This is a genomic window from Methanosarcina siciliae T4/M, assembly GCF_000970085.1.
GTDB lineage: Archaea > Halobacteriota > Methanosarcinia > Methanosarcinales > Methanosarcinaceae > Methanosarcina > Methanosarcina siciliae.
This window is the reverse complement of sequence record NZ_CP009506.1, coordinates 141,173-162,930: the sequence shown is the minus strand read 5'-3', so window position 1 is coordinate 162,930 and position 21,758 is coordinate 141,173. Positions and strand designations below refer to the sequence as shown.

General features: G+C 44.0%; 19 protein-coding genes and 3 pseudogenes. 13 read left to right on the top strand and 9 right to left on the bottom strand.

The window, feature by feature from the left end:
• Window positions 1-3 precede the first annotated feature (3 nt).
• The gene (locus MSSIT_RS00770) at window positions 4-510 is read left to right on the top strand and encodes a ferritin (RefSeq protein WP_048169188.1); all 507 of its coding nucleotides are present in this window, start codon (window positions 4-6) and stop codon (window positions 508-510) included.
• Window positions 511-784: 274 nt separating this feature from the next.
• Here the strand turns inward: MSSIT_RS00770 and MSSIT_RS00765 are convergent, their stop codons facing one another.
• From MSSIT_RS00765 to MSSIT_RS00750, 4 genes are all read right to left on the bottom strand, one after another.
• A complete protein-coding gene (locus tag MSSIT_RS00765; RefSeq protein WP_048174397.1) occupies window positions 785-1,765 on the bottom strand; it encodes a radical SAM protein in 981 nt (326 codons plus the stop codon).
• Window positions 1,766-1,797: 32 nt separating this feature from the next.
• Window positions 1,798-2,013 carry a hypothetical protein gene (locus MSSIT_RS00760; RefSeq protein ID WP_048169186.1) on the bottom strand — a complete coding sequence of 72 codons (216 nt, stop codon included), beginning with the start codon at window positions 2,011-2,013 and terminating at the stop codon, window positions 1,798-1,800.
• Window positions 2,014-2,317: 304 nt separating this feature from the next.
• Window positions 2,318-2,707: a DUF5320 domain-containing protein gene (locus MSSIT_RS00755; RefSeq protein ID WP_048169184.1), complete on the bottom strand. Its 390-nt coding sequence runs from the start codon at window positions 2,705-2,707 to the stop codon at window positions 2,318-2,320.
• A gap of 201 nt (window positions 2,708-2,908) precedes the next feature.
• Entirely contained in the window at window positions 2,909-3,403 is a 495-nt protein-coding gene (locus MSSIT_RS00750) for a DUF134 domain-containing protein (RefSeq protein WP_048169182.1), read from the bottom strand.
• Between the two features lie 134 nt (window positions 3,404-3,537).
• On the opposite strand from MSSIT_RS00750, the gene MSSIT_RS00745 reads away from it, so the two are divergent.
• The 7 genes from MSSIT_RS00745 to MSSIT_RS25450 all read left to right on the top strand — a co-directional run bounded on the left by MSSIT_RS00745 (window position 3,538) and on the right by MSSIT_RS25450 (window position 11,088).
• Entirely contained in the window at window positions 3,538-4,254 is a 717-nt protein-coding gene (locus MSSIT_RS00745) for a hypothetical protein (RefSeq protein ID WP_048169180.1), read from the top strand.
• Window positions 4,255-4,849: 595 nt separating this feature from the next.
• Window positions 4,850-6,181 carry a pyrrolysine--tRNA(Pyl) ligase gene (gene pylS / locus MSSIT_RS00740; RefSeq protein ID WP_048169178.1) on the top strand — a complete coding sequence of 444 codons (1,332 nt, stop codon included), beginning with the start codon at window positions 4,850-4,852 and terminating at the stop codon, window positions 6,179-6,181.
• A gap of 234 nt (window positions 6,182-6,415) precedes the next feature.
• A complete protein-coding gene (gene pylB, locus MSSIT_RS00735) occupies window positions 6,416-7,468 on the top strand; it encodes a methylornithine synthase PylB (protein WP_048169177.1) in 1,053 nt (350 codons plus the stop codon).
• A 1-nt stretch (window position 7,469) separates the two neighbouring features.
• Complete coding sequence (gene pylC / locus MSSIT_RS00730; protein ID WP_197080317.1) at window positions 7,470-8,561, top strand: 3-methylornithine--L-lysine ligase PylC; 1,092 nt, start codon at window positions 7,470-7,472, stop codon at window positions 8,559-8,561.
• Window positions 8,562-8,635: 74 nt separating this feature from the next.
• Window positions 8,636-9,415 (top strand): 3-methylornithyl-N6-L-lysine dehydrogenase PylD, encoded by a 780-nt coding sequence (pylD, locus tag MSSIT_RS00725; RefSeq protein WP_048169175.1) that lies wholly within the window; start codon window positions 8,636-8,638, stop codon window positions 9,413-9,415.
• Window positions 9,416-10,057: 642 nt separating this feature from the next.
• Entirely contained in the window at window positions 10,058-10,651 is a 594-nt protein-coding gene (locus MSSIT_RS25455; RefSeq protein ID WP_331456176.1) for a polysaccharide deacetylase family protein, read from the top strand.
• A 50-nt stretch (window positions 10,652-10,701) separates the two neighbouring features.
• A complete protein-coding gene (locus tag MSSIT_RS25450) occupies window positions 10,702-11,088 on the top strand; it encodes a polysaccharide deacetylase family protein (RefSeq protein WP_331456175.1) in 387 nt (128 codons plus the stop codon).
• Window positions 11,089-11,216: 128 nt separating this feature from the next.
• On the opposite strand, the pseudogene MSSIT_RS24420 reads toward MSSIT_RS25450, so the two are convergent.
• From MSSIT_RS24420 to MSSIT_RS00700, 5 genes and pseudogenes are all read right to left on the bottom strand, one after another.
• A pseudogene (locus MSSIT_RS24420) lies at window positions 11,217-11,588 on the bottom strand (UDP-N-acetylglucosamine 2-epimerase).
• A 189-nt stretch (window positions 11,589-11,777) separates the two neighbouring features.
• Window positions 11,778-13,400 (bottom strand): methylamine methyltransferase corrinoid protein reductive activase, encoded by a 1,623-nt coding sequence (locus MSSIT_RS00710; protein ID WP_048169173.1) that lies wholly within the window; start codon window positions 13,398-13,400, stop codon window positions 11,778-11,780.
• A gap of 345 nt (window positions 13,401-13,745) precedes the next feature.
• On the bottom strand, window positions 13,746-14,015 hold the full coding sequence (locus tag MSSIT_RS00705) for a hypothetical protein (RefSeq protein ID WP_048169171.1): 270 nt from the start codon (window positions 14,013-14,015) through the stop codon (window positions 13,746-13,748).
• A gap of 125 nt (window positions 14,016-14,140) precedes the next feature.
• Window positions 14,141-14,305 carry a hypothetical protein gene (locus MSSIT_RS22705; protein WP_156158764.1) on the bottom strand — a complete coding sequence of 55 codons (165 nt, stop codon included), beginning with the start codon at window positions 14,303-14,305 and terminating at the stop codon, window positions 14,141-14,143.
• A 175-nt stretch (window positions 14,306-14,480) separates the two neighbouring features.
• On the bottom strand, window positions 14,481-15,083 hold the full coding sequence (locus MSSIT_RS00700; RefSeq protein ID WP_048169169.1) for an NAD(P)H-dependent oxidoreductase: 603 nt from the start codon (window positions 15,081-15,083) through the stop codon (window positions 14,481-14,483).
• 392 nt (window positions 15,084-15,475) lie between these two features.
• Between MSSIT_RS00700 and mtbA the strand changes: the two genes are divergently transcribed.
• The 5 genes and pseudogenes from mtbA to MSSIT_RS25815 all read left to right on the top strand — a co-directional run.
• Window positions 15,476-16,495, top strand: coding sequence for a methylcobamide:CoM methyltransferase MtbA (gene mtbA / locus MSSIT_RS00695; RefSeq protein WP_048169167.1), 1,020 nt, complete (start codon window positions 15,476-15,478; stop codon window positions 16,493-16,495).
• A 977-nt stretch (window positions 16,496-17,472) separates the two neighbouring features.
• Window positions 17,473-18,129 carry a methyltransferase cognate corrinoid protein gene (locus tag MSSIT_RS00690; RefSeq protein ID WP_048169165.1) on the top strand — a complete coding sequence of 219 codons (657 nt, stop codon included), beginning with the start codon at window positions 17,473-17,475 and terminating at the stop codon, window positions 18,127-18,129.
• A gap of 18 nt (window positions 18,130-18,147) precedes the next feature.
• Window positions 18,148-19,524: pseudogene (locus MSSIT_RS21540) on the top strand (monomethylamine:corrinoid methyltransferase).
• Between the two features lie 505 nt (window positions 19,525-20,029).
• A complete protein-coding gene (locus MSSIT_RS25820) occupies window positions 20,030-20,284 on the top strand; it encodes a hypothetical protein (RefSeq protein WP_048169160.1) in 255 nt (84 codons plus the stop codon).
• Window positions 20,281-20,525: pseudogene (locus MSSIT_RS25815) on the top strand (IS4 family transposase); the annotation flags it as partial. The gene MSSIT_RS25820 and the pseudogene MSSIT_RS25815, both read left to right, overlap by 4 nt.
• Between the last annotated feature and the right edge of the window lie 1,233 nt (window positions 20,526-21,758).

Here is a 21,758-nt window from a genome sequence, read left to right as displayed (position 1 = left end):
ATAATGCTGAACGAAAAGATGGAAGAAGCGCTGAATGAACAGATTAACAGGGAACTGTACTCTTCTTACCTTTACCTTTCCATGGCGGCATACAGCTCGTCTATCGGACTGCCCGGGTTTGCCCACTGGTTTAAGGTACAGGTCAAAGAAGAGACCATTCACGGAATGAAGATCTTTAATTATGTCAACATGCAGGGGAGAAGGGTCAGATTAAAGGAAATTAAGGAGCCACCCATGGAGTTCGGGACACCGATGGAAATGTTCCAGAAGACCCTGCAACATGAGCAGTTCATTACCCGCTCAATCAATGACCTGGTAGAGCTTGCCCTTTCGGAAAAAGATGAAACAACGGCTTCCTTCCTGCAGTGGTATGTCGAAGAGCAGGTCGAAGAAGAAGAAAACGACAACGAGATAATTGATAAGCTGAAAATTGTCGGGGAAAACAAAGATGCTCTGTCAGCACTTGATGCCGAGCTGGCAAAGAGGCTCCCTCCCGATGATGAAGAATAAGTATCCGGGAGCAGAAACCTGAGCAAAAAAGAGGGCAAAAAATTTAGAAATTTAGGAGGAGTATACAGCTACAATAAGGAAGGAGTATACAGGCTACAATAAAATAGTCTGAGATATTCCTCTTTCTCAGAGAAACTTGACGATGGTTCCGCTTCCGAATGCTGCGAGCTCTTTCCCCGCAGCCAATCTCATTTTCCTTTTATTCGTTTTTTTCTTAGCCCACTTTACCTGCGATTTATTTTGTTCCGTATTTCCGGGACCGCTTTACCGTAATTTACTTTGTTCTGTAGTACTCCCCGGTTTCCGAGTCTACTTTCTCTATTTTGCTTTCACCAAGCAATTTTTCGAGGACAGGGCTAAGGTTTTCAGGGTCCATGTTCAGGCCCTGCCAGATCTGTTCGAAGGTACAGGGCCTCCTGAGGAGAAGGGCATAGACCTCTTCATCCGGCTCCCGGTGTAAAACCCTTGCCCTCTTGTTTTTTCCTTTTAAAACCAGCCTTACTTTTTCGTCCCCAAACTCCGAAACAAAGCACTTCGCAATTTCCCTTAACCGTGCCTCAGAGACCGGTTTTACCCATTTTTCCGCGGGAGGACGGCTGACTGTAAGAATTTCAATCTCGTCAGGGCATATGTACCTGATTGTTGTTATCAGGCCCCCGACCTCTTCATCAGTACTGTTCAGAGGCTTCCCGGTTTCACTCTCAAGAAACATGACCTCAAGTGCAAGCTTTTTTCCGGTCCCTGCTTTTGCAAGTTCCCGCAAGCCCTCGATTATTCCCTTCAGGGTTATGCCGGGAGCAGGTCTATGGATCTTTCTCCAGGTATTTTTATTTCCCGAAACCAGAGTAGCAACAACAAGGTCCGCCTGAGCCAGATTCTCCCGGACGTCTTCCCTTCCCACAAGAGAAGAATTCGTGATGACACAGACAGGGATTCCCCCTATCTCCCTGACATCCCGGATCATCTCCCCCAGAGAAAGGTTCAGAGAAGGTTCGCATGTCCCTGAGAAAGTGACATAGTCCAGACCCTCGATGTCTTTATGGAAATTCCGGAAGCTTTCTGAGACTTCTTCCGGAGTTACCGGTTCCTTTACATCTTCAGGACATCCGAGCTTTGATTCAACGTGCCCGAGCTGACAGTAAATGCAATCATAGTTACAGTTTTTTTTCGAGCCGGTGTTTTTAATCACATCGACCCCGAGAGATCTTCCGAGCCTTCTTGAAAGAATTGGCCCGTAAACGATTCTTGATTTCATTGTATAGGCTCTTCTCTTTGTCGTGTAAGCGGTCACTTCCTGACCATAGGAGTCCCGCATTCTTCACATTTTGTCTCAATGCAGGGCACTCCCGGCCTGTGGGACACCTCGTATCCGCATTCAGGGCATATGCACGTCCCTTCCGGGCCGCCGGTTCCTCCCTTGCTCCTGCACCGCCCTCTAATCTCCCGGCTTGTGCCCACACCCGGACCTCTACCTTCCGGACCGCTGCCGTCTCCACCTGGCATTCTGTAATCTTCTCCTTCAATTTTTACTGATTTTAATTTTTACTTCATTTATGTGTACAAAAGCTTCAGTCACTTTTTCAAGTACGCTTCTGAGCGCCCTCTGAAAAGTAGATTGGTGAGCATCAGGCTATATTTCCAGCTAACCTGCCAGTCTAGAATAAACTGGGGGAATCTACCGGGAAATCCACCAGGAATCCCTCATATCCCAGTTCAAAAATTATTTTTTAAACTAGTATATATATGAATTCGGAGCCCATCAATGAACTATTAGTTAATGGACTCTTTTCTGAATTTGTTTATTAACTCATTCCTTTTTATCGTTTTCCTGGGACTGGAAGTTCTTCAAATTTTCCGTTAATTTATCAAGCTCCTGTTTCAGAGCCTTTATTCGGTCCTCAAGGAAATCTATATCCGATTCTGCCCCTGTCTGAGAAGGTGCAGGATAGTAATATCCAGAGTACTCACCCCGGGAAGCAAACTGCCCACTTTTTCCGGAACCGGGAGTTCGCCTGTGTCCTAAACCCCGACCTGCTCCGCAACCTGCTTTTCGGTTCATACCGCGTCCGGCCCTGCGGCCAGCTCCTACAGGAGTAACCGTCTTATAGCCCGGCTCGTCACTGCCCGAGCAGTAACCCATAGCTCTTCCTGTCTTTGATCCCTGGCCCATCGGACCTGTTCTATCTCCATGTGGCATTGTTTCCAACTCCTTTCATTGTACTATTCGATACATTGTTAATTCGATACATTGTTAATTCGATACATTGTTATATTGTGCGTAAAGTGAGAGTGGTCGGGGAAGAAGCTTTAAACAGTTCCGATAAGAAAAACTGAAATGGAACAGCAAAGGAGCACTGATTGTACCTTCCTCCCACTCTTTTTCGACCTTCCTTTTAACTTACTTCCTGACCATTGAGCTTCCGCATTTCTCGCATTTCACCTGGCTACAGGAGACTCCCGGCTTATGGGGAGTTTCATACCCGCAGGCAGGACATACACAATTTCCATCAGGTCCGCCGAACCGTCCACCCCGGCCCTTGCCCTGTCCACGGTTTCTTCCACCGCCAACCGGGCCCTGGCCTGCAGGACCTGTTCCGTCTCCTCTTGGCATTCTGTAATCTCCTCCTTCGATCCGTATTGCTTTTCCATGGACAAGCGCATCGGTTACTTTTTCAAGTGCTTTTTTCAGAGCCCTCTGAAAAGTGGACTGGTGGATCTCCATACGAAGCGCAGCTTCGCCCTGAGAAAGATTTTCCAGAAAGCTGAGCCTCATGACCTCAAGTTCATCGATAGTTAGCAGAACCTCTTCGGGAATTTCACTTTCGGGACCGAAAGGTCTGAACTGCCTTGCCGAATGTTCGAAATCCACTATCCTTCTTTTTCTAGGGCGCATAATTATGCATAATAATGCAAAACTATATATAATTTTGCATTCATGCCAGGATCCGGACCTGAAATCGCTTTCAGAGGAAAAAAGGAGACTTGCCAGTCAACTTTTAATACATGAAGCTTGAAAAGCACCGTTAAATGTTAAACAACCTGGAATTTGATATTGTGAAAAAAGGTTTCGAATGGCTCTCTTCCCGGCAAATCCAGTCCGTAAAAGAACTTGCAAGTACAGTATCGGCTCATGCTTTATGGGGACTTCCGAACCCCTATACCCCTCTTCTTATCCGTAAAAAAGAAGGCAACTGCTGGAACTCCTCAATAAGGGATACGGCAAGGGCCTGTTCAGCCCTTTCGGCGGAAGGAATCATATTCCGGGCTCCGGAAAAGTGGCTACTTTCCATGAAAACAGGAAGCTCATGGAATGAAGACGTCTATGACACTGCCTACAGTCTTGGAGCTCTTGCGGACATGGAAGTTTCTGACAGGGAAGGATGCGGATGGTTATACGAAAACTACGGGCCAGACTGGGAACAGGTTGGCACTACTTCCCTTGTAATCACAGCCCTGAAAAAACAGGACAATCTAACCGAAAGTAGGGATTTTGAGGCTTTTGTCCGGGAAAGGGCTGAATGGATCCTTTCAAAAAGAAAGCAGGACGGAGGCTGGGAACATATTTCCACAAGCAATCTGGTAATCCAGGCTCTCCTCCTTGCAGGTTTCAAAAAGGAATTGGGAGCTTCCATTGACTGGCTCCTTGGAAAAGCCCGTGAAAACGGGGCCTGGGGGAACAAAGAAGACGATATAAACGCAACTGCCCTGACTCTGAGCACACTCGGGATGTACGAAAAAGCCTGAACATGAAAACTTGATTTATTTCTTTATCCATTTCCCTCTTTCATTCGAGCATTTCCCTCTTTCATTCGAGCTTTTCTCCCACATTTTTCATCCGGATATTTTCACCGTACTTTTTTTATTTTTTAATCTTTATAGAGATCTGTTTAATGAGAACTGCTTTCCAAAAACTATAAATAAGAGCGTGAATTTTGCAGGAGTTTCACCAAAAAACGTATATATAAAAAAATAATATTCTATCTTATCAATTAAGAATTATATAGAGAAAAAACAACATATAAAATTTAATTCTATTTTGTTGAGGAGGAAACCTGATCATGTAGATCGAATGGACTCTAAATCCGTTCAGCCGGGTTAGATTCCCGGGGTTTCCGCCATGTTTCTGAATCCCGGAATGGCACTTGCATAACATTCCACCGAGATCTTTTATAGAATCAGGAAACACTTTCCAGAGCCTATAAACTATTTCTGGATCACTTTATTTCTTTTCCGGGTAGCTGCCAGCAATTGCTGGCTCCACGCTTATGTTCTGTAAGCCGGGGTTCTGAATACTGTTCTTGGAAATTATCCGGGTTTTAGTTCACCGAGGGGTAACACTATGGATAAAAAACCACTAGACACTCTGATATCTACAACCGGGCTCTGGATGTCCAGAACCGGAATGATTCACAAAATCAAGCACCATGAAGTTTCAAGAAGCAAGATATATGTCGAAATGGCATGTGGAGAAAGGCTCGTTGTAAATAATTCCCGGAGCAGTAGGACCGCAAGAGCGCTCAGGCACCACAAATACAGGAAGACCTGCAGGCACTGCAGGGTTTCGGACGAGGATATTAACAACTTTCTCACAAAGACCAGCGAAGAGAAGACCACCGTGAAAGTCAAGGTTGTTTCCACTCCCAGAGTCAGGAAAGCAATGCCGAAATCCATTGCCAGAGCTCCAAAACCACTTGAAGCCACAACACAGGCTCCGCTTTCCGGGATACAACCTGCACCCGCATCTCCGGTTTCTGCACCGACACAGGCTTCCGCATCAGCAACATGCTCGGCTTCGGCAGCACCTGCAGCAGCACATGAAATGAAAAAATCTGCTGCGGTACCGGCTGCCCCTGTTCCTGCGAGTGCTCCTGCGCTTACAAAGAGCCAGCTTGACAGGCTTGAAGGGCTGTTAAGTCCGATGGATAAGATTTCCCTGGATTCCGGGAAGTCTTTCAGGGAGCTTGAGTCCGAACTGCTTTCCCGGAGAAAAAAAGACCTGCAGCGGACCTATGCCGAAGACAGGGAAAATTACCTGGGAAAACTCGAACGCGAGATCACGAAATTCTTTGTGGACAGGGGTTTTCTGGAGATAAAGTCCCCGATTCTGATCCCTGCGGAATACGTGGAGAGAATGGGCATCAACAGTGACACGGAGCTTTCAAAGCAGGTCTTCAGAATCGACAAAAATCTCTGCTTAAGGCCGATGCTTGCCCCGAACCTCTACAACTACCTGCGCAAGCTTGACAGAGTCCTGCCTGACCCGATAAAAATCTTCGAGATCGGGCCCTGTTACAGAAAAGAATCGGACGGCAAAGAACACCTGGAAGAGTTTACCATGCTGAACTTCTGCCAGATGGGCTCAGGCTGCACGCGGGAAAACCTTGAAGCCATAATTACGGAGTTCCTTGACTACATGGGGGTAGACTTTGAGATTATAGGGGATTCCTGCATGGTCTACGGCGATACGCTTGATATCATGCACGGCGACCTTGAACTTTCCTCTGCGGTTGTAGGCCCCGTCCCTCTTGACCGGGAATGGGGAATTGACAAGCCCTGGATAGGAGCCGGTTTCGGGCTTGAACGCCTGCTGAAGGTTATGCACGACTTTAAAAATATCAAAAGGGCCGCAAGGTCCGAATCTTACTATAACGGAATTTCCACAAACCTCTGAGCGGAAATCCCTGAAGAATGACATCTAACTGTCCAGATTCCACAGGACAGGGATATCAGAGTGGCAATAAATGGCAATTCAAACTTAAAATGGCAAAAACAGGTTTCGGGACTTAAAATGGCAAACCAGGGACCTGAAAATGACAAAACGGAATGAACAGACCTTACCTGAAAGAAACCCGAAAGGAAGGCAGTAAAGATGGGAAAAACTGTAAAACTATGAGAGGGTGAAATTTTGATCAAAAAAATGGCAACCGAGGACCTTGACAGGTTCGGAGAGAAAATCATTGAAGGCTTTCAATTGTCTGACGAGGACCTGAGGGGGCTTCTCTCCCTTGAATCCGAAGAAGAGCTGGAAAAGCTGTACTATGTAGCCCGAAAGGTCAGAAACCAATATTTCGGCAACCGGGTATTTCTTAACTGCTTTATCTATTTTTCTACGTACTGTAGAAACCAGTGCTCTTTTTGCTACTATAACTGTAAAAATGAAATCAACCGCTACCGTCTGACCCAAGAGGAAATAAAAGAGACCTGCAAAACCTTAAAAGGAGCAGGTTTTCACATGATCGACCTTACCATGGGAGAGGACCCGTACTACTATGAGGAACCTGACCGCTTCGTTGAGCTTGTCCAGATGGTAAAGGACGAGCTTGGACTTCCCATTATGATTTCCCCGGGAGTGATGGACAACGCTACCCTCCTCAAAGCCAGGGAAAAAGGAGCAAATTTCTTCGCCCTGTACCAGGAAACATATGACCAGGAACTTTACGAAAAACTCCGGTTAGGCCAGTCCTTCGAAGGGAGATATAATGCCCGCCGCTTTGCAAAGGAGCAGGGATACTGTATAGAAGACGGGATTCTTACGGGTGTTGGAAACGATATTGAATCAACAATCAAGTCCCTGAGGGGAATGAAATCGAACGACCCTGATATGGTCAGAGTCATGACGTTCCTGCCCCAGGAAGGGACCCCGCTTGAAGGTTTCAAGGAGAACTCAAACCTTTCGGAACTGAAAATAATTGCAATCCTCAGGTTAATGTTCCCTAAATGCCTGATTCCGGCATCCCTTGACCTCGAAGGAATCGACGGCATGGTTCACCGCTTAAATGCAGGTGCAAACATTGTCACTTCCATCCTCCCCTCGGATTCAAAGTTAGAAGGTGTTGCCAACTATGACCGCGGCCTTGAAGAGAGGGATAGGGATATAAAAAGCGTAATCAAAAGGCTTGAAGGCATGGGGATGGAACCTGCTCCGCAGGCAGAATTCGAAACTGTCCTGGGGTGCTAGCTTGAAAACCATCTGCCTTATAGGCGGGAAACTCCAGGGCTTCGAAGCGGCTTACCTGTCTAAGAAAGCCGGAATGAAAGTAGTTGTGATCGATAAAAATCCACAGGCCCTTATAAGGAACTATGCCGATGAGTTCCACTGTTTTGATGTAATAAAAGAGCCGGAAAAACTCCTCGGGATCTCAAAAAACGTTGATGCCGTACTTCCGGTAAATGAAAACCTTGAATGTATAGAATTCCTGAGTTCCGTAAAAGAGAAATTCTCCTGCCCTGTCCTCTTTGATTTCGAAGCTTACCGGATAAGCAGGGACAAGAAAAAATCAAAAGAATACTTTGCATCCATAGGAGTCCCAACCCCCCAAGACAAACCTAGCAGGCCGCCTTATTTTGTAAAGCCGCCCTGTGAAAGTAGCAGTGTGGGAGCCAGGATCATTTACGACGAAGAGGAGCTCGGAACACTCGAGCAGGGCATGCTTGTCGAAGAGTATGTGGAAGGGGAAGTGGTTTCCCTTGAAGTCATCGGAGATGGGACCCGTTTTGCTGTTGTAAAGGAAACGCTTGTACACATTGACGGAACCTACGACTGCCACATGGTAACCCCTCTTCCTCCTGACCCTTCCTTCAGGGAGATATCCCATTCCCTTGCAGCAAACCTGCCCTTAAAAGGAATCATGGACGTGGAAGCAATTTCCGGCCCCCCTGGATTGAAAATAATCGAAATCGATGCCCGCTTCCCGAGCCAGACTCCAACTGCAGTCTACTATTCTTCGGGAGTTAACCTTATAGAACTCCTGTTCTGCGCCTTCGGAGAAGGTGTTGAAGAGACCGGAACCCTTCCTGAAGACAGGTACTGCATTTACGAACACCTCATGCTTGCAGAAAACGGAGCCCTCGTCCCTGTGGGAGAACAGGTACTTTCCATGGGAAACGATTACGGCAAATATTATGAGGAGCCCGGCATTGAAATCTTCCTGTGTAAAGGAAAAGACCCCGTGTTTACCCTGGTTTTCTGGGGCAAAGATAGGGAAGAAGCTGAGAATAAAAAGAAAACAGGGCTCTTGATCCTGAAAAACCGCGTAGGGGCGGCTGTGTAAAATGGCAAGAACCTGATCAAATAAAGAATTTGTCCAAAGTAAAAATTTGTTTAAAAAAGAATAAGGAGATAAAAATGGCACTTTTAACCCCGGAAGACCTGGAAAACATTAACAGACAGCTTCAGGAAGCTGATTCTACTGTACGGAGAGTTACAGGGCTTGACATAAAAGGAGTCTGCAAAGACTTCTACGGCATGACCCCATGCTGTGAAAAAGTAGGCATCGTACCTGTGACCTCGGGAAACGGGATCATAGGAAATTTCTCGGGATCCCTGCATGTAATTACCGAATATTTCGGATTTGACAGCTTTGTTACGGCTATGCCTGATGTTAGCGGGTACTATGAAGCCGTAAGGAACGGAGCCCGGATTATCCTTATGGCGGACGATAATACCTTCCTTGCCCATAACCTCAAAAACGGGAAAATAGCTAATAACCAGCCCTGCACAGGCAGAATTTATGCGGAAATAGCCTCCAGATATCTGAAAGCCGATTCAAAGGACGTGCTTGTCGTTGGACTGGGGAAGGTAGGCTTTCCGGGAGCAGCGCATCTCGTAAATAAGGGTTTCAGGGTCTATGGATATGATTCTGACAAAGCTCTTTTAGAAAAAACTGTTTCTGACCTTGGAATTACTCTTTTTGAACCCGAAAACCCGAGAAAATTTTCCATTATTTTCGAGGCAACCCCCTGTGCGGATACGGTTCCCGAATTCGTAATTTCGGAGAACTGCGTAATTTCCACACCCGGAATCCCCTGCGCAATTTCCAGGGAGCTTCAAGAGAAGTATGGGGTGGAACTTGTAATGGAACCTCTCGGGATAGGAACAGCATCCATGCTGTATTCTGTCCTGTAAAGAATAGTTAAGTTAAAAAAGTGGTGGGGAATAAACCCCACCAAAATCTTATTTTGTGGTGACTTTTAGTTTGTTGATGTCGATGATACCTTCGGGACAGAGGCTGACACAATGACGATGACTTACACCACCGAATTGCGAATCTGGATCACAGGAAATCGGATATTTAGAACCATTCTATTTTATAAGATTTATGAGAATACTGAAAACTTCCCAACAATTTACAAAATATAAGGGATAGAAATTAAAAAAGTTAAGGGGAAAAATACAGGAGCCTTGGCTGAAAGATAGAAACCAAATGACTTAAATAATTGCAAAGTGTATCTTATTAAAAATTAATATAGTTAGATATAAATTTTCCGGCAAGAACAAAGCGAAAAAAATAAAAATTGTAATTATTCTCGGCAACTGGTCTGAGGTCATAAAATTACAAGTTCAGAGAGCCTGCCTATAAGAAAAAGAAAGCTCAAAGAATGTAGTTTGATGGAAGTCCGGGGGGGCTCCGAAGATGCCCAGAAACGCACCACCAGAACCTTACAGGCTCTGTCTGAGAGCCGGATGATTGTGTAAGCACGCATGTTGTAGAGCCATAATTTGAGAAGTCAGTTAAGTTTTCTATATTCTGGAAAAAGGACAAACACCATGTACGAGAAATTAAAAGAAAATACCGAACTCTGGGACCTCTTTACTAAAAAAGAAGAGTACAATTTGACCTTTTCCGACCAGTACAATAGATTTCCTTATTATTTAAGCAGGCACAAAAATATTTTTGAGCCGAGAGTTTCCAAATTTCTGATAGCAAACGGACTGCAACCTGAGTATCCGGACGAAAAAAAATTCGCCGTCTGCCTTACGCACGACATTGACATGGTTTACCCGGATAAACTGTATCCAATACTCGGATCTCTTAAAGCCCTTGCCCGAAGGGACCTGACTGAGGCGATGAAAACCCCTTTTTGCAGAGTTAACAGGAAATGGAATCCATACTGGAACTTCAAGGAGATAATGAAACTGGAAGCCAAATATGATGCAAAATCCAGTTTTTATTTTCTGGTTCTGAACCCCGAAGAGACAGACTTCAATTATAACATTAGAGGCCTTGAATCGGAACTGGGCTTTATATCAGATAGCGGGTGGGAAGTCGGCCTGCATGGCGGGCACGAATCCTACAACAGCCTTGAAGACCTAAAAGAAAAAAAAGTCGGCTTGAGGAAGTCCTGGGTAAAAGAATTATAGGGTACAGAAATCACTTTTTAAGGTTTAGGGTCCCGAATACATGGGAATTGTTGAGTAAAGCGGGGTTCAAGTACGATACCACGTTCGGGTATCCGGACTGTGCGGGCTTTAGAAACGGGATGTGTCATCCGTTCAAACCTTTTAATTTGAATACTGGACAACAGATTGATATTGTGGAAATCCCGCTTGTTATTATGGACCGTTCGCTTTTTAGAGACTACATGCGACTCGATTTTAAAAAAGCCTGGAAATTCACAAAAAATCTGATTGATACCGTTGAACAGTATAACGGCATAATTACAATCTTATGGCACAATACATGCATGCAAGGAGAAAACCTAAAATTTTATGAGGAAATTCTCAATTACTGTTCCAGGAAAAGTGCCTGGATTACGAGTGGGGAAGAAGTTTGCAACTGGTGGAACAAAAATTCCTGAATATAAAACCAGTTAACGGTATTCACTTATGAATAGTCGCAATTCAAGTTACAAAAACACTCATTTATAATAGATGCTCATTCGGAATATCACAAATATCTGCATATGCATTTCCGGTTCCAAAAACATCACCTTTTTATTTCAGCCCCTTCAACATTTAAAATAGCGTCCTTGATTTTCTCATAATCCGCCCCCACAAGCACATTCCCTCCGCCCTCTACAGTCTCAACCCGTTCGGTATTCTCTCTCATGGTTATACAGGGCACTCCAAGCATTTATGCTTCTTTCTGCACCCCGCCCGAGTCTGTGAGGATCTTTTTTGCATGTGCCATAAGTTTTAGCATCTCAAGATATCCAACTGGAGAAATTATCTTAACTTTCTTGCATAGTTTGCCCCAGAGACCATACTGCTTTAAGTATTTTTCAGTTATTAGGTGTACCGGAAAAACAATAGGGATACCAACCCCGCAGAAGGCATTAACAATAGATGAAAGGTTCATGAAGCCATAGTTATTAGAGGTCCTATTACAGTAGCAACCAGATATTCTTTTGGATTGACTCTCATATCCTCCTTAATTTCTTCCGGCATAGTTTTCGGGAAATAAGCTGAAACAGAATTGTGCTTCTCTCAAAGTGGGCGGAGTGAAGAATTGACAACGGAAAAGAGAGGGAAATGAATCCCAAAAATCTCATTTTTCCTTTATTTTGAGTTTTGTAATATCGACAGCATTTTCAGGGCAGACACTGACACAGCGCCGGCAGCTTGTGCCGAGGCATTTCTGGCTGTCGTACTTTGCAATCCTTTTTCCGTCGGTTTCAACGATCTCGAGGGCGTTTTCAGGGCATTCCTTTACGCATTTCTGGCAGTAAATGCACTTTTCTACCGGGACTTCGAGGATTATGCCTATTTCTTTGAGGATGGCAAGTCCGCCAACTCCGACATGCTCTATGTCCTTACTTACTCTCTTTTCTATGTCAGCATGTTCGAGGGTCAGGGGAAGTGTGGGCAGGCCGTAGAGTTCAAGCATCTGGTCGTACATTTCGAGGGGCATGCCCATGGTCCAGTAGGAGAGTTCACAGAGGTAGAAGTTGTTGAAAGTATCGCTAGTTGCCATCATAAGGTGATCGGCAGTAATCTTTTTTGCAATCTCTATAACGTCATCCAGCCTGGACTTGTCCAGCACAAGTTCCCGGGCGAGGGCGAGAGAGGTGTTTCCGAACTGTACGACTTTTCTGGCATATCCAGGGGCAGCCCCGAGCCGGCGGGCAGCTTCGGCGTCTACATAGGCTCCGGAAGCCCCCGACATGTACGCATACTCAAGGTCTTCGTACTTGATTCCTGATTCCACTATGAGAGTCATGTGAGCAGCCCGGATTGCCCCTATAGCTTTTCCGGCTTCTTCAACATCTTTTTCAGTAATTTCGATTCCAGGGCCTAAAATTAGTTTTCCGTTGGGGAGCTTGGGAAGCTGTTCAACCAGCCCGCTTTTCAGTGCAAGGGCAAAAACCGAGATCACCCCTGTTCCCGTAATGCCTAAAACCTCATACTCGTTAGACTCTTTTATCTCGCCGCTTACAGGGTTGATCAGGTAAGCTTCCTTCTTTTCCATCTCCCTGTCAAGCACCAGAATTTTCCAGTATTCACCCTCAGGCTTCACATCGCAAATCGCTCCCGGGCTTGCAAGCATACCGGAACTGATCCCCTGCCCTTCGATTGCAGGGCCTGCCGCAGCGCTTGCCGTTATAATTCTGTCCCCTACCTTGAGAGCCATTTCGGCATTTGTCCCATAATCGGTCACAAGCGCAGGTTCTGTCTGTGTAAGGAAATCGGTTTCGAGCATCATGGCAAGGGCATCAGCCCCGATTTCGTGCCTGATTGCGGGAGGCACGATTATTTCACAGTCAGGGTGGAAGTCGTTTCCGAAAAGTTCTGAGGCTGGAAATACCCGGGATTCCCTTTTTACGTTCTGGACCCCGAGCATTTTCTGTTTATTTTCCCCGGCGTATGCGAGGTCTCTTATTTCGATATTCTGAAAAAGAGAAAGCTGGATAGGATTTCCACAGACTGCAAGCCTTTCCACCTTAGAAAGATCGGCACCAAGTTTCAGGAACATCCTCCTGACGGTTTCGATAATAACATCATGAGCCACATTTTCCCCGGTCGTGATTGCAAAATCCAGGTGGTCCATGACATTTCCCCCTGGGAGAGGATGACCCATGGTTATGACTGTTTTTAAGGTCTCACGCGTATCAAGATCAATAAGCTGGGCTCGAAAACCACTGGTACCCAGGTCAAGTGCTATTCCATACATTTTTAGATTCTCCTGAAGCATAAACCGTCCCGAGAAGCCCGGCACCATAGACTGCCTCGGAAACGGATGACATGAAGGGTTTATATTTTTAAGTATATGGAGAGGATGCAATATTATTCGATATTAATTATGTAAAATAGAACCCATGAATTATATAAATTAGTATTATTGGTTGAATTTTCAAGAATAAAACTACAAGAATCAAAGAATTTGCTTTGTAACTTGCAAGGCTGTACGCAAACCCCCTTCGATAAAGCCCTGGAAGTCCGAATAAGCCTCCCCGCATATATATATTTTTGTTTGAGGGAGATGCCTCGTAAAGTGAGAATGCCGTTAACTCTTTTATTACCCTTCAACGCAAACGCCAGCCTTCCAGATATGACAGCCAGCCTCAAAAGGCTCCCGACTCCAATCCCTGATGCCGAAACAATTTATTAATTTAGCCCCTACTTCTATCTCTTTCACGTCCTTATTATCGGGGTCCGAGCGTAAATATCGTGTACAGCCCTCGACAAGCCGCCGGTCAAGATTCAGCTCTGCCTGTAGATGCTTTTTCTGCCGTACAAACGGAGTCCAGTAATTCATGCTTGGCTGGTCACCATAAACAATAACCATTTTTCATTTACGGATTCCGTTCTCCCTGAAGGAATAATGGATTTCTCTTGCCGGGGCGGATGAAACCCTCGTCTGTGAAGGTGTGAATTCATTCCACCAGGGATTCTCATTAACAAAAAAACACTTCACCAGCGGGATCGGGATTGCCAGAAGCGATTTGAACCTTCAAACAGAGAAATGGCATGGTTAACGCCTTTTAACTGTATTAATTTATAACAGGCATAAAGACCTGCAATGTCTCCTCCGACTATGCCCGTATCAGAATGGATAATGCCACTCATGTCACTCACTGCAGCTCTCCCCTTATTATTTTAGATTGCTCTGCACTGTTGTGCCAACGTTCAAAAATTGATTACAGGTCATACATATGAGAGATCTAAAAGCTAAAGGGGTATCGAAAAGTTAAAAGGATAGGAGAAAAGCCAGGGTATTGAAAAGCTAAAAGGATAGCGAAAAACAAAAAAATCAATGTTTAAAAAAAGCTACACCCAAACTGTATGCCTTTTCCAGATTTGACCTTTTTACAAGATCATTTTTGTTCACCATACCGCCCAGTATTTCCATTTTCACATCCGTAAAGCCAACATTATTCAAACGGTCTTTAAGCATGATGCAGCGCATACTTTGAGCAATTCCGGTTGTTTCAAGGTATTCAATCGTATGCCCGGCGGTACATAACACCAGTGCTTTTTTTGGTTTAATGAAGGATTTTCTTTCTGCATTTTCGTCGTAAAAATAAGCGTAACCTACTGTCCATACCCGGTCAAACCAGCCCTTTAATATGCCGGGGCAGTCACTCCACCACACAGGGTAAACAAAAGCTACTGCATCGGATCTCTGTATTTTTTCCTGCTCTTTTTTAACATCATCCGGAACAAGAGGCAACACTGTCCTGCTCATTTCGCGAGTATACTGGTCAAGATCCAGCTCACATTTAAAATCCATCGCATAAAGATCCCCGATTTCAAAAGTATTACCTGATTCGCTCAAACCTTTTAAAAAAGAATGTAAAACTTCATAAGTAAAAGAAGATTTACTCGGATGAGCATAGACAACATAAATGTGCATCCTATTTACCTCCTGAATAAATACAATTAATGTAAAAAATCATATAACGCGGCATAAAAGAAAGGTTGAACTCCTGTATAAATTATTTTATTGCAAACCATCAATCTTACGAATGCTAAGTTGTGTACGGAAATGCCGTGTTTGCCACTGTTTCAAAGCATCCGGCAGCCTTCAATCAAAGCTGCAAATCCTCAGCTATTTTAAACTTTCTGTCCAAAAATCCCGGATAAAACAAGTTTACTTGTATTAAGAAAATTTTCAGCCCTTTCCGCCTGTTTTAATTGAGATCTTTATATAATAAGAGCTTTAATTAAGGAATAATAATACATATTTATTTATAGTATGGGTTTTTGAATCTAGGGCTGTCTATAGAACTTAGAGAGGGATTATAGATGACAGAATATACCCCAAAAGAAAGATTATACCGTGCATTGAGGAAACAGCCAGTAGACAGAATGCCTGCAGTCTGTTTCACCCAGACCGCAACCGTCGAACAGATGGAAGCCTGCGGAGCCTATTGGCCTGAAGCCCATGCAGACGCAGAAAAAATGGCAACACTTGCGGAAGCAGGACACACAGTAATTGGCTTTGAAGCCGTTAGAGTTCCCTTTGACATCACAGCAGAAGCAGAACTTTTTGGCTGCGGAATAAAAGCTGGCGACCTGAAGCAGCAGCCATCTGTGATCAAACACGTTGTGAAGAACATGGACGACATGGAGAAGCTTAAAGGCTACAGCCTGAACGAAGGCAGAGTAGGTTTAATCCTTGAAGCTGTCAAGATCCTTTCTGAAAAATACGGAAAAGAACTCCCGATTATAGGATCCATGATCGGCCCCTTCTCCCTTGCCCAGCACATTAACGGAGACGCCTGGTTCGGAAACCTTTTCACAGGCGAAGAGATCGTTCCGGCGCTTCTGGACTTCTGCTCGGATTTCAACGTAGCATATGCAAAAGCAATGGTTGAAAACGGAGCAGACACAATAGCTGTCATAGACCCTACAGCAAGCTACGAGCTTATCGGCGGGGAATTCTATGAGAAATACGCCCTTCCCTACCAGAAAAAGATCGTTGACGCTATGAAGGAGCTTGATGTCGGCACAGTCCTCCACATCTGCGGAAACACAACCAACGGCCTTTCAATTATGGACAAAACCGGCGTAAACGGCATCAGCGTAGACCAGAGAGTGGATATCAAGACCGCAACAGGCAATGTGGAAAATGCCATCATTATCGGGAACCTTGATCCTGTTGCCGTACTCTGGAATGGGACTCCCGAGGATGTTGCAGAAGCCTCAAAGAAAGTACTCGATGCCGGAGTGGGCCTGCTTTCCCCGGGATGCGGGATTGTGAGCATGACGCCCAGCGCCAATCTCCAGAAAATGGTTGAGTGTACTAAAAACTACAAGTACTGAGCAATGAACTGCTGAGCAATGTACTTGATCGCCAGCAAGTGGTTCAAAATAACAAGTATCAAAAAGATTTAGTAATTAAACTGCCGGCTTGGAGCCGGCTTCACTTTTTTGCACTTAACTTAGCAGGTTTTACACTTATTCTTCAGTCTGCCTGAAAAAAAGTTGTATGGAAAAATGTCATATTTTGATATTTGGCTCTCAAATTTACCGGAAGCTTGCTCCAATCCTGCTCCGTGGGTAGAGCGGATTATAGGATCTAATATTTAAATTTTTCTCTATGAGCAATATAGTGATAAAAAAATATTAAAGCCAATAAATGCAGTTTTTGAGATAAAACTCGAGGTTCACAGATATCTAGTATATATAATTTTTGATTTCTTTGATCCACATAAAGCACTTTAGGAAGAAAAAGAAGGCCGAAACCCTGATTTTGGGCGCTGCAACCGGAAAAAATCCCCGATTAAAATTTCTAATAGAATATACAATAAAGAAAGATAGTGTTTGTTTATATAGGATAATTCTCATCTTTATTTCGGGAATCTGTATCTGAGTATTCAGGACAATTCCAGGCAGTTCCAGCAGGCATACCGTTGGGAAATTCGGGGCTGTTAATCGACTGGAAAAGAATAAATCTACAGTCTCCAGCAAAATTCCCCGGTAGCAATGTCAGGAGAAAAGAAATTATTCACGGTAAAACCCGAAAAAACGGGAAAGAAATGGCAAAATGGCAGTGAATAATTTCGGAAATAGACAATCAAGAAATAATGCGACGGCGTCCTTGCGCCTAATGGCAAAATTTAAGGTAGCAGGGCTTGCAACATAAGTAAGAATCCCATGCGAACGCTTTTTTTTACCTAGCGGAGCTTGGGCACATGCTTGAGCAGTACCCTCATTGTCTATTGAGATTCGATACGCATTGTACGCTCAGCGATACTGCACAGGAAAGCCAGTTTTCGACGGAAAATGGAGGTTTAAAAATGGCAAACCAAGAGATTTTTGACAAATTGACCAACGCGATCGTAACTCAAAACGTTGCAGGTTGCGCACAGTTAGCCCAGGAAGCCCTGGATGCAGGAATTTCACCTCTTGACATTATCACAAAGGGTCTTTCCCCGGGGATGAAGATTATCGGTGACAAGTTTGAGGCTGCCGAGGTATTTCTGCCTCAGATCATGATGTCTGCAAAAGCCATGGAAGCTGCAATGAAAGTCCTTAACCCCGAGCTTGAGAAGACAAAAGTAGAAGGAGAGGAAGGAACAGGGCTTGCAATCACCTTCGTTGCAGAAGGAGACATCCATGACATAGGACACCGCCTTGTTACCACCATGTTAGGGGCAAACGGGTTTGAGATCCTTGACCTCGGAACCGACGTCCTCAACGAAAACGTTGTGGAAGAGGCTGAAAAGCACAAAGGGCAAAAGGTTATCCTTGTTGGCTCAGCCCTTATGACCACCTCCATGCTCGGCCAGAAAGACCTCATGGACAGGCTCAAGGAGGAAAACCTCAGGGACAGCGTAAAATGCATGTTCGGAGGAGCACCCGTATCCAGTAAATGGATCGAAGAGATAGGGGCGGACGCTACAGCAGAAAACGCTGCCGAAGCTGCAAAAGTTGCACTTAACATAATGAAATAATCCTGGGAGGAAAAGCACATGACATTCAGAAAATCATTTGACTGCTATGACTTCTACGACAGGGCAAAAGTAGGAGAGAAGTGCACTCAGGATGACTGGGACCTTATGAGAATCCCCATGAAGGCAATGGAGCTCAAGCAGAAGTACGGGCTTGACTTCAAGGGAGAATTCGTCCCCACTGACAAGGACATGATGGAAAAGCTCTTCCAGGCAGGATTCGAGATGCTCCTCGAGTGCGGTATCTACTGTACCGATACCCACAGGATAGTGAAATACACAGAAGATGAGATATGGGACGCAATCAACAATGTCCAGAAAGAGTTCACCCTCGGAACCGGCAGAGACGCAGTAAACGTAAAGAAGAGAAGCGTAGGGGACAAGAGAAAGCCAATTGTACAGGGTGGTCCTACAGGCTCTCCGATTTCCGAAGAGGTTTTCATGCCAGTCCACATGAGCTATGCCCTTGAAAAGGAAGTAGACACCATTGTAGACGGTGTGATGACATCAGTCCGCGGGAAACCCCCGGTACCAAAAAGTCCCTATGAAGTCCTTGCAGCAAAGACAGAAACCCGACTCATAAAGCAGGCATGCGCAATGGCAGGTCGCCCGGGAATGGGCATATAGGGCCCGGAGACTTCCCTGTCCGCTCAGGGAAATATATCATCTGACTGCGTTGGCGGCCAGATATCCTCAGACAGCCACGAGGTCTCGCAACTCAACGAACTCAAAATCGACCTGGACGCAATAGCCGTTATTGCCCACTACAAAGGGAACAGCGACATTATAATGGACGAACAGATGCCGATCTTTGGAGGATATGCAGGCGGTATCGAAGAAACCACAATTGTAGACGTTGCAACCCACATAAACGCCTTTGTCATGAGCAGTGCAAGCTGGCACCTGGACGGGCCGGTCCACATCCGCTGGGGTTCAACCAACACCAGGGAAACCCTCACAATCGCAGGCTGGGCATGTGCAACCATCTCCGAGTTCACAAACATCCTCTCAGGAAACCAGTACTACCCATGTGCAGGGCCCTGCACAGAGATGTGCCTCCTCGAAGCTTCAGCTCAGTCCATCACCGATACAGCATCAGGAAGAGAAATACTCTCAGGTGTTGCATCCGCAAAGGGTGTAGTAACAGACAAGACCACGGGTATGGAAGCCAGGATGATGGGAGAAGTTGCAAGAGCAACTGCAGGTGTGGAAATCTCAGAGATTAACAAAATCCTCGACAAACTAGTAGCCCTTTACGAGAAGGACTATGCAAGCGCTCCGGCTGGAAAGACTTTCCAGGAGTGCTACGACGTAAAGACAGTGACCCCGACTGAAGAATACGTGCAGGTCTATGACGGAGCAAGGAAGAAGCTAGAAGAACTGGGACTTGTATTCTAACCCGAAATTCGGCCTGAAGTCAAATTAAATTAATGAAAGACCAGCGAACTTTTCGCTGGCTAACTTTTTTTGGAAGATTTCAGGCACAACAATTACAGACATATTACGAATTATGAAGGAAATTTTTTCATGAATAGGTGAACGTATACAAGAATTCATTATGTGAAAGAAAGAAGGGGATAGAAAATGGCATTTCAGAACAGAGGTTAATGAGTTATTGCTCTTATAGAAAACCAAGATATGCAGACATATTCCTTTAAAACTGTAAATGAACTCATTTCTTAATCTCACCTTTCAAAGATGAGCGATTTTCCGCTATCCTCTGGCTTTGTTTGTGTATGACTAAGAAATAGATAATCCTGCAACTAACGATTTTGTTAATATGGCAGGTATTTTTCCATGTTCAGAAAAGAAAATAACGATGCTTGTTCATGCGTCATCGGTCAAGCGTTAGAGAAGCTCTCTGGCATGTGTTTTTATATTAATATCCTAACTATTGGTATCTATGTCTCCTCGTCCCCCATCTACTCTAAAAGACTCACTTGCAAAAGACCCTGGTAGAAAACCTGGCAAAAAACTCGAAAACTTCCATGATGTTCTCATTCAAGACAGCACAATTGTTCGTCTTCACTCCTCTTTAGCAGACAAGTTTCCGGCAGCAAGATCAAGAACAATGGCTGTAGGCATAAAAGTGGGAGTTATGGTAAGTGCAGTTGATAACGGACCTAAAACCGTTGCTTTATACTCTGAGAAAAACTAATAGTTAGCAGAAGAATTTATCTCTTGTAAGAAATTCAACAGCTCATCCTGAAAAAATGGCTCAATATACACAGTTACGTTGGAGCACAATATTTGCAGAGAATGCATCAGATTTATTGACACTAATTCTTCAGAGATGTGGAATTCAAAGAAATTTTGACACTATAATGAGTGTATATGAAAGTCAAGCATTGGATCCACATGTAAACAGAGAAAGGTTCAGAGAAGAATGGTTTGAATAAGAAGTGATAGATTGGACTCAAAAAAGAGTGACAATAGAAGGAAATAAATAATTAACCGATGACCAATGAAAAATTATTTCAAGTTTGTAATTTAAAGTAATTGAAAATTTTAAAGATATTAAAAAATCTCTCCACTCTTGAATTTTCATAGACCTATTTCTATTACCCTCAACTCTTGAATTTGCATAGATCCATTTCTGTTACTTAATGGTTTTGAAAAACTACTCAAATTGGGCTATATACTATTAAATACATAAATAGGGTGCCTATTAAAGAATTAAAATAAAATTCCTAAAGGTAAATTGCCTTGACAAATAACCACAATTTATTTAGAGAGGGTTAAAAACGGCACCAAAAACGAATAAAATGGCAATAAAAACGGAATTAAAAGGCACCAAAAATGGCAGTGTCGCTGATTTACTGTAAGTTCTAAGTCAAGTTTTTGCATACTGTAGGAGAAATTGGTCTTCTGATATGGAATTCTTGACTCAAAAACCTCTTGAACCTGCTTTCCCAAAATTTAAGCGAATAAGTATAATTCCACAAATCTGCTAAGTCAGATGGTTGTGATATTAAAATTAGACTCTGGAATTAATACACTTAAGTATAAGCACATAATCCGATCAGAGGGAGTTTATGTGCTTAAAAAAGCGGAACTTAGGCTTGAAATTTGTGATCTTACAGGAAAGTTGGCACACTACCAAAAACGACAAAATGGCAATAAAAACGGAATCAAAATCTGTAACGAATGAATATCTAAAAACCAATAAATTATTGCATCCTTTGAAGAAGGAAATTTACAGAGAGTGACTGGAGTTTTACAGGCTGTACATTGGAATATGGCTGTGACTCACATGATCTCCAAAGAAAAAGAACTGAAAACAGACAGTTCCAGTAGGTATACTATTGGGAAATTTGGTATACAATTACTATTGGGAAATTTGGTATACTATTACTATTGGGAAATTTGGTATACTATTACTATTGGGAAATTTGGTATATGAGTAACTAATTCAGCTGGAAAAGTAAACGAATTTGCAGTTTCCAGCAAATAAACTCCCTGGTAACAATGTCAAGAGGCCAAAATTTTCGCCTATAGATAATCAAAAACCCCGTAAAGGAATTCCCTGATGACTGATTAAAATCGGAAATTGAGAACCGTATATCAAAGAGGAAATCATGCAGATGCTCTTTTTTTGGTAGCGGAGCTTGGGTATATATGCTTAGGCATTT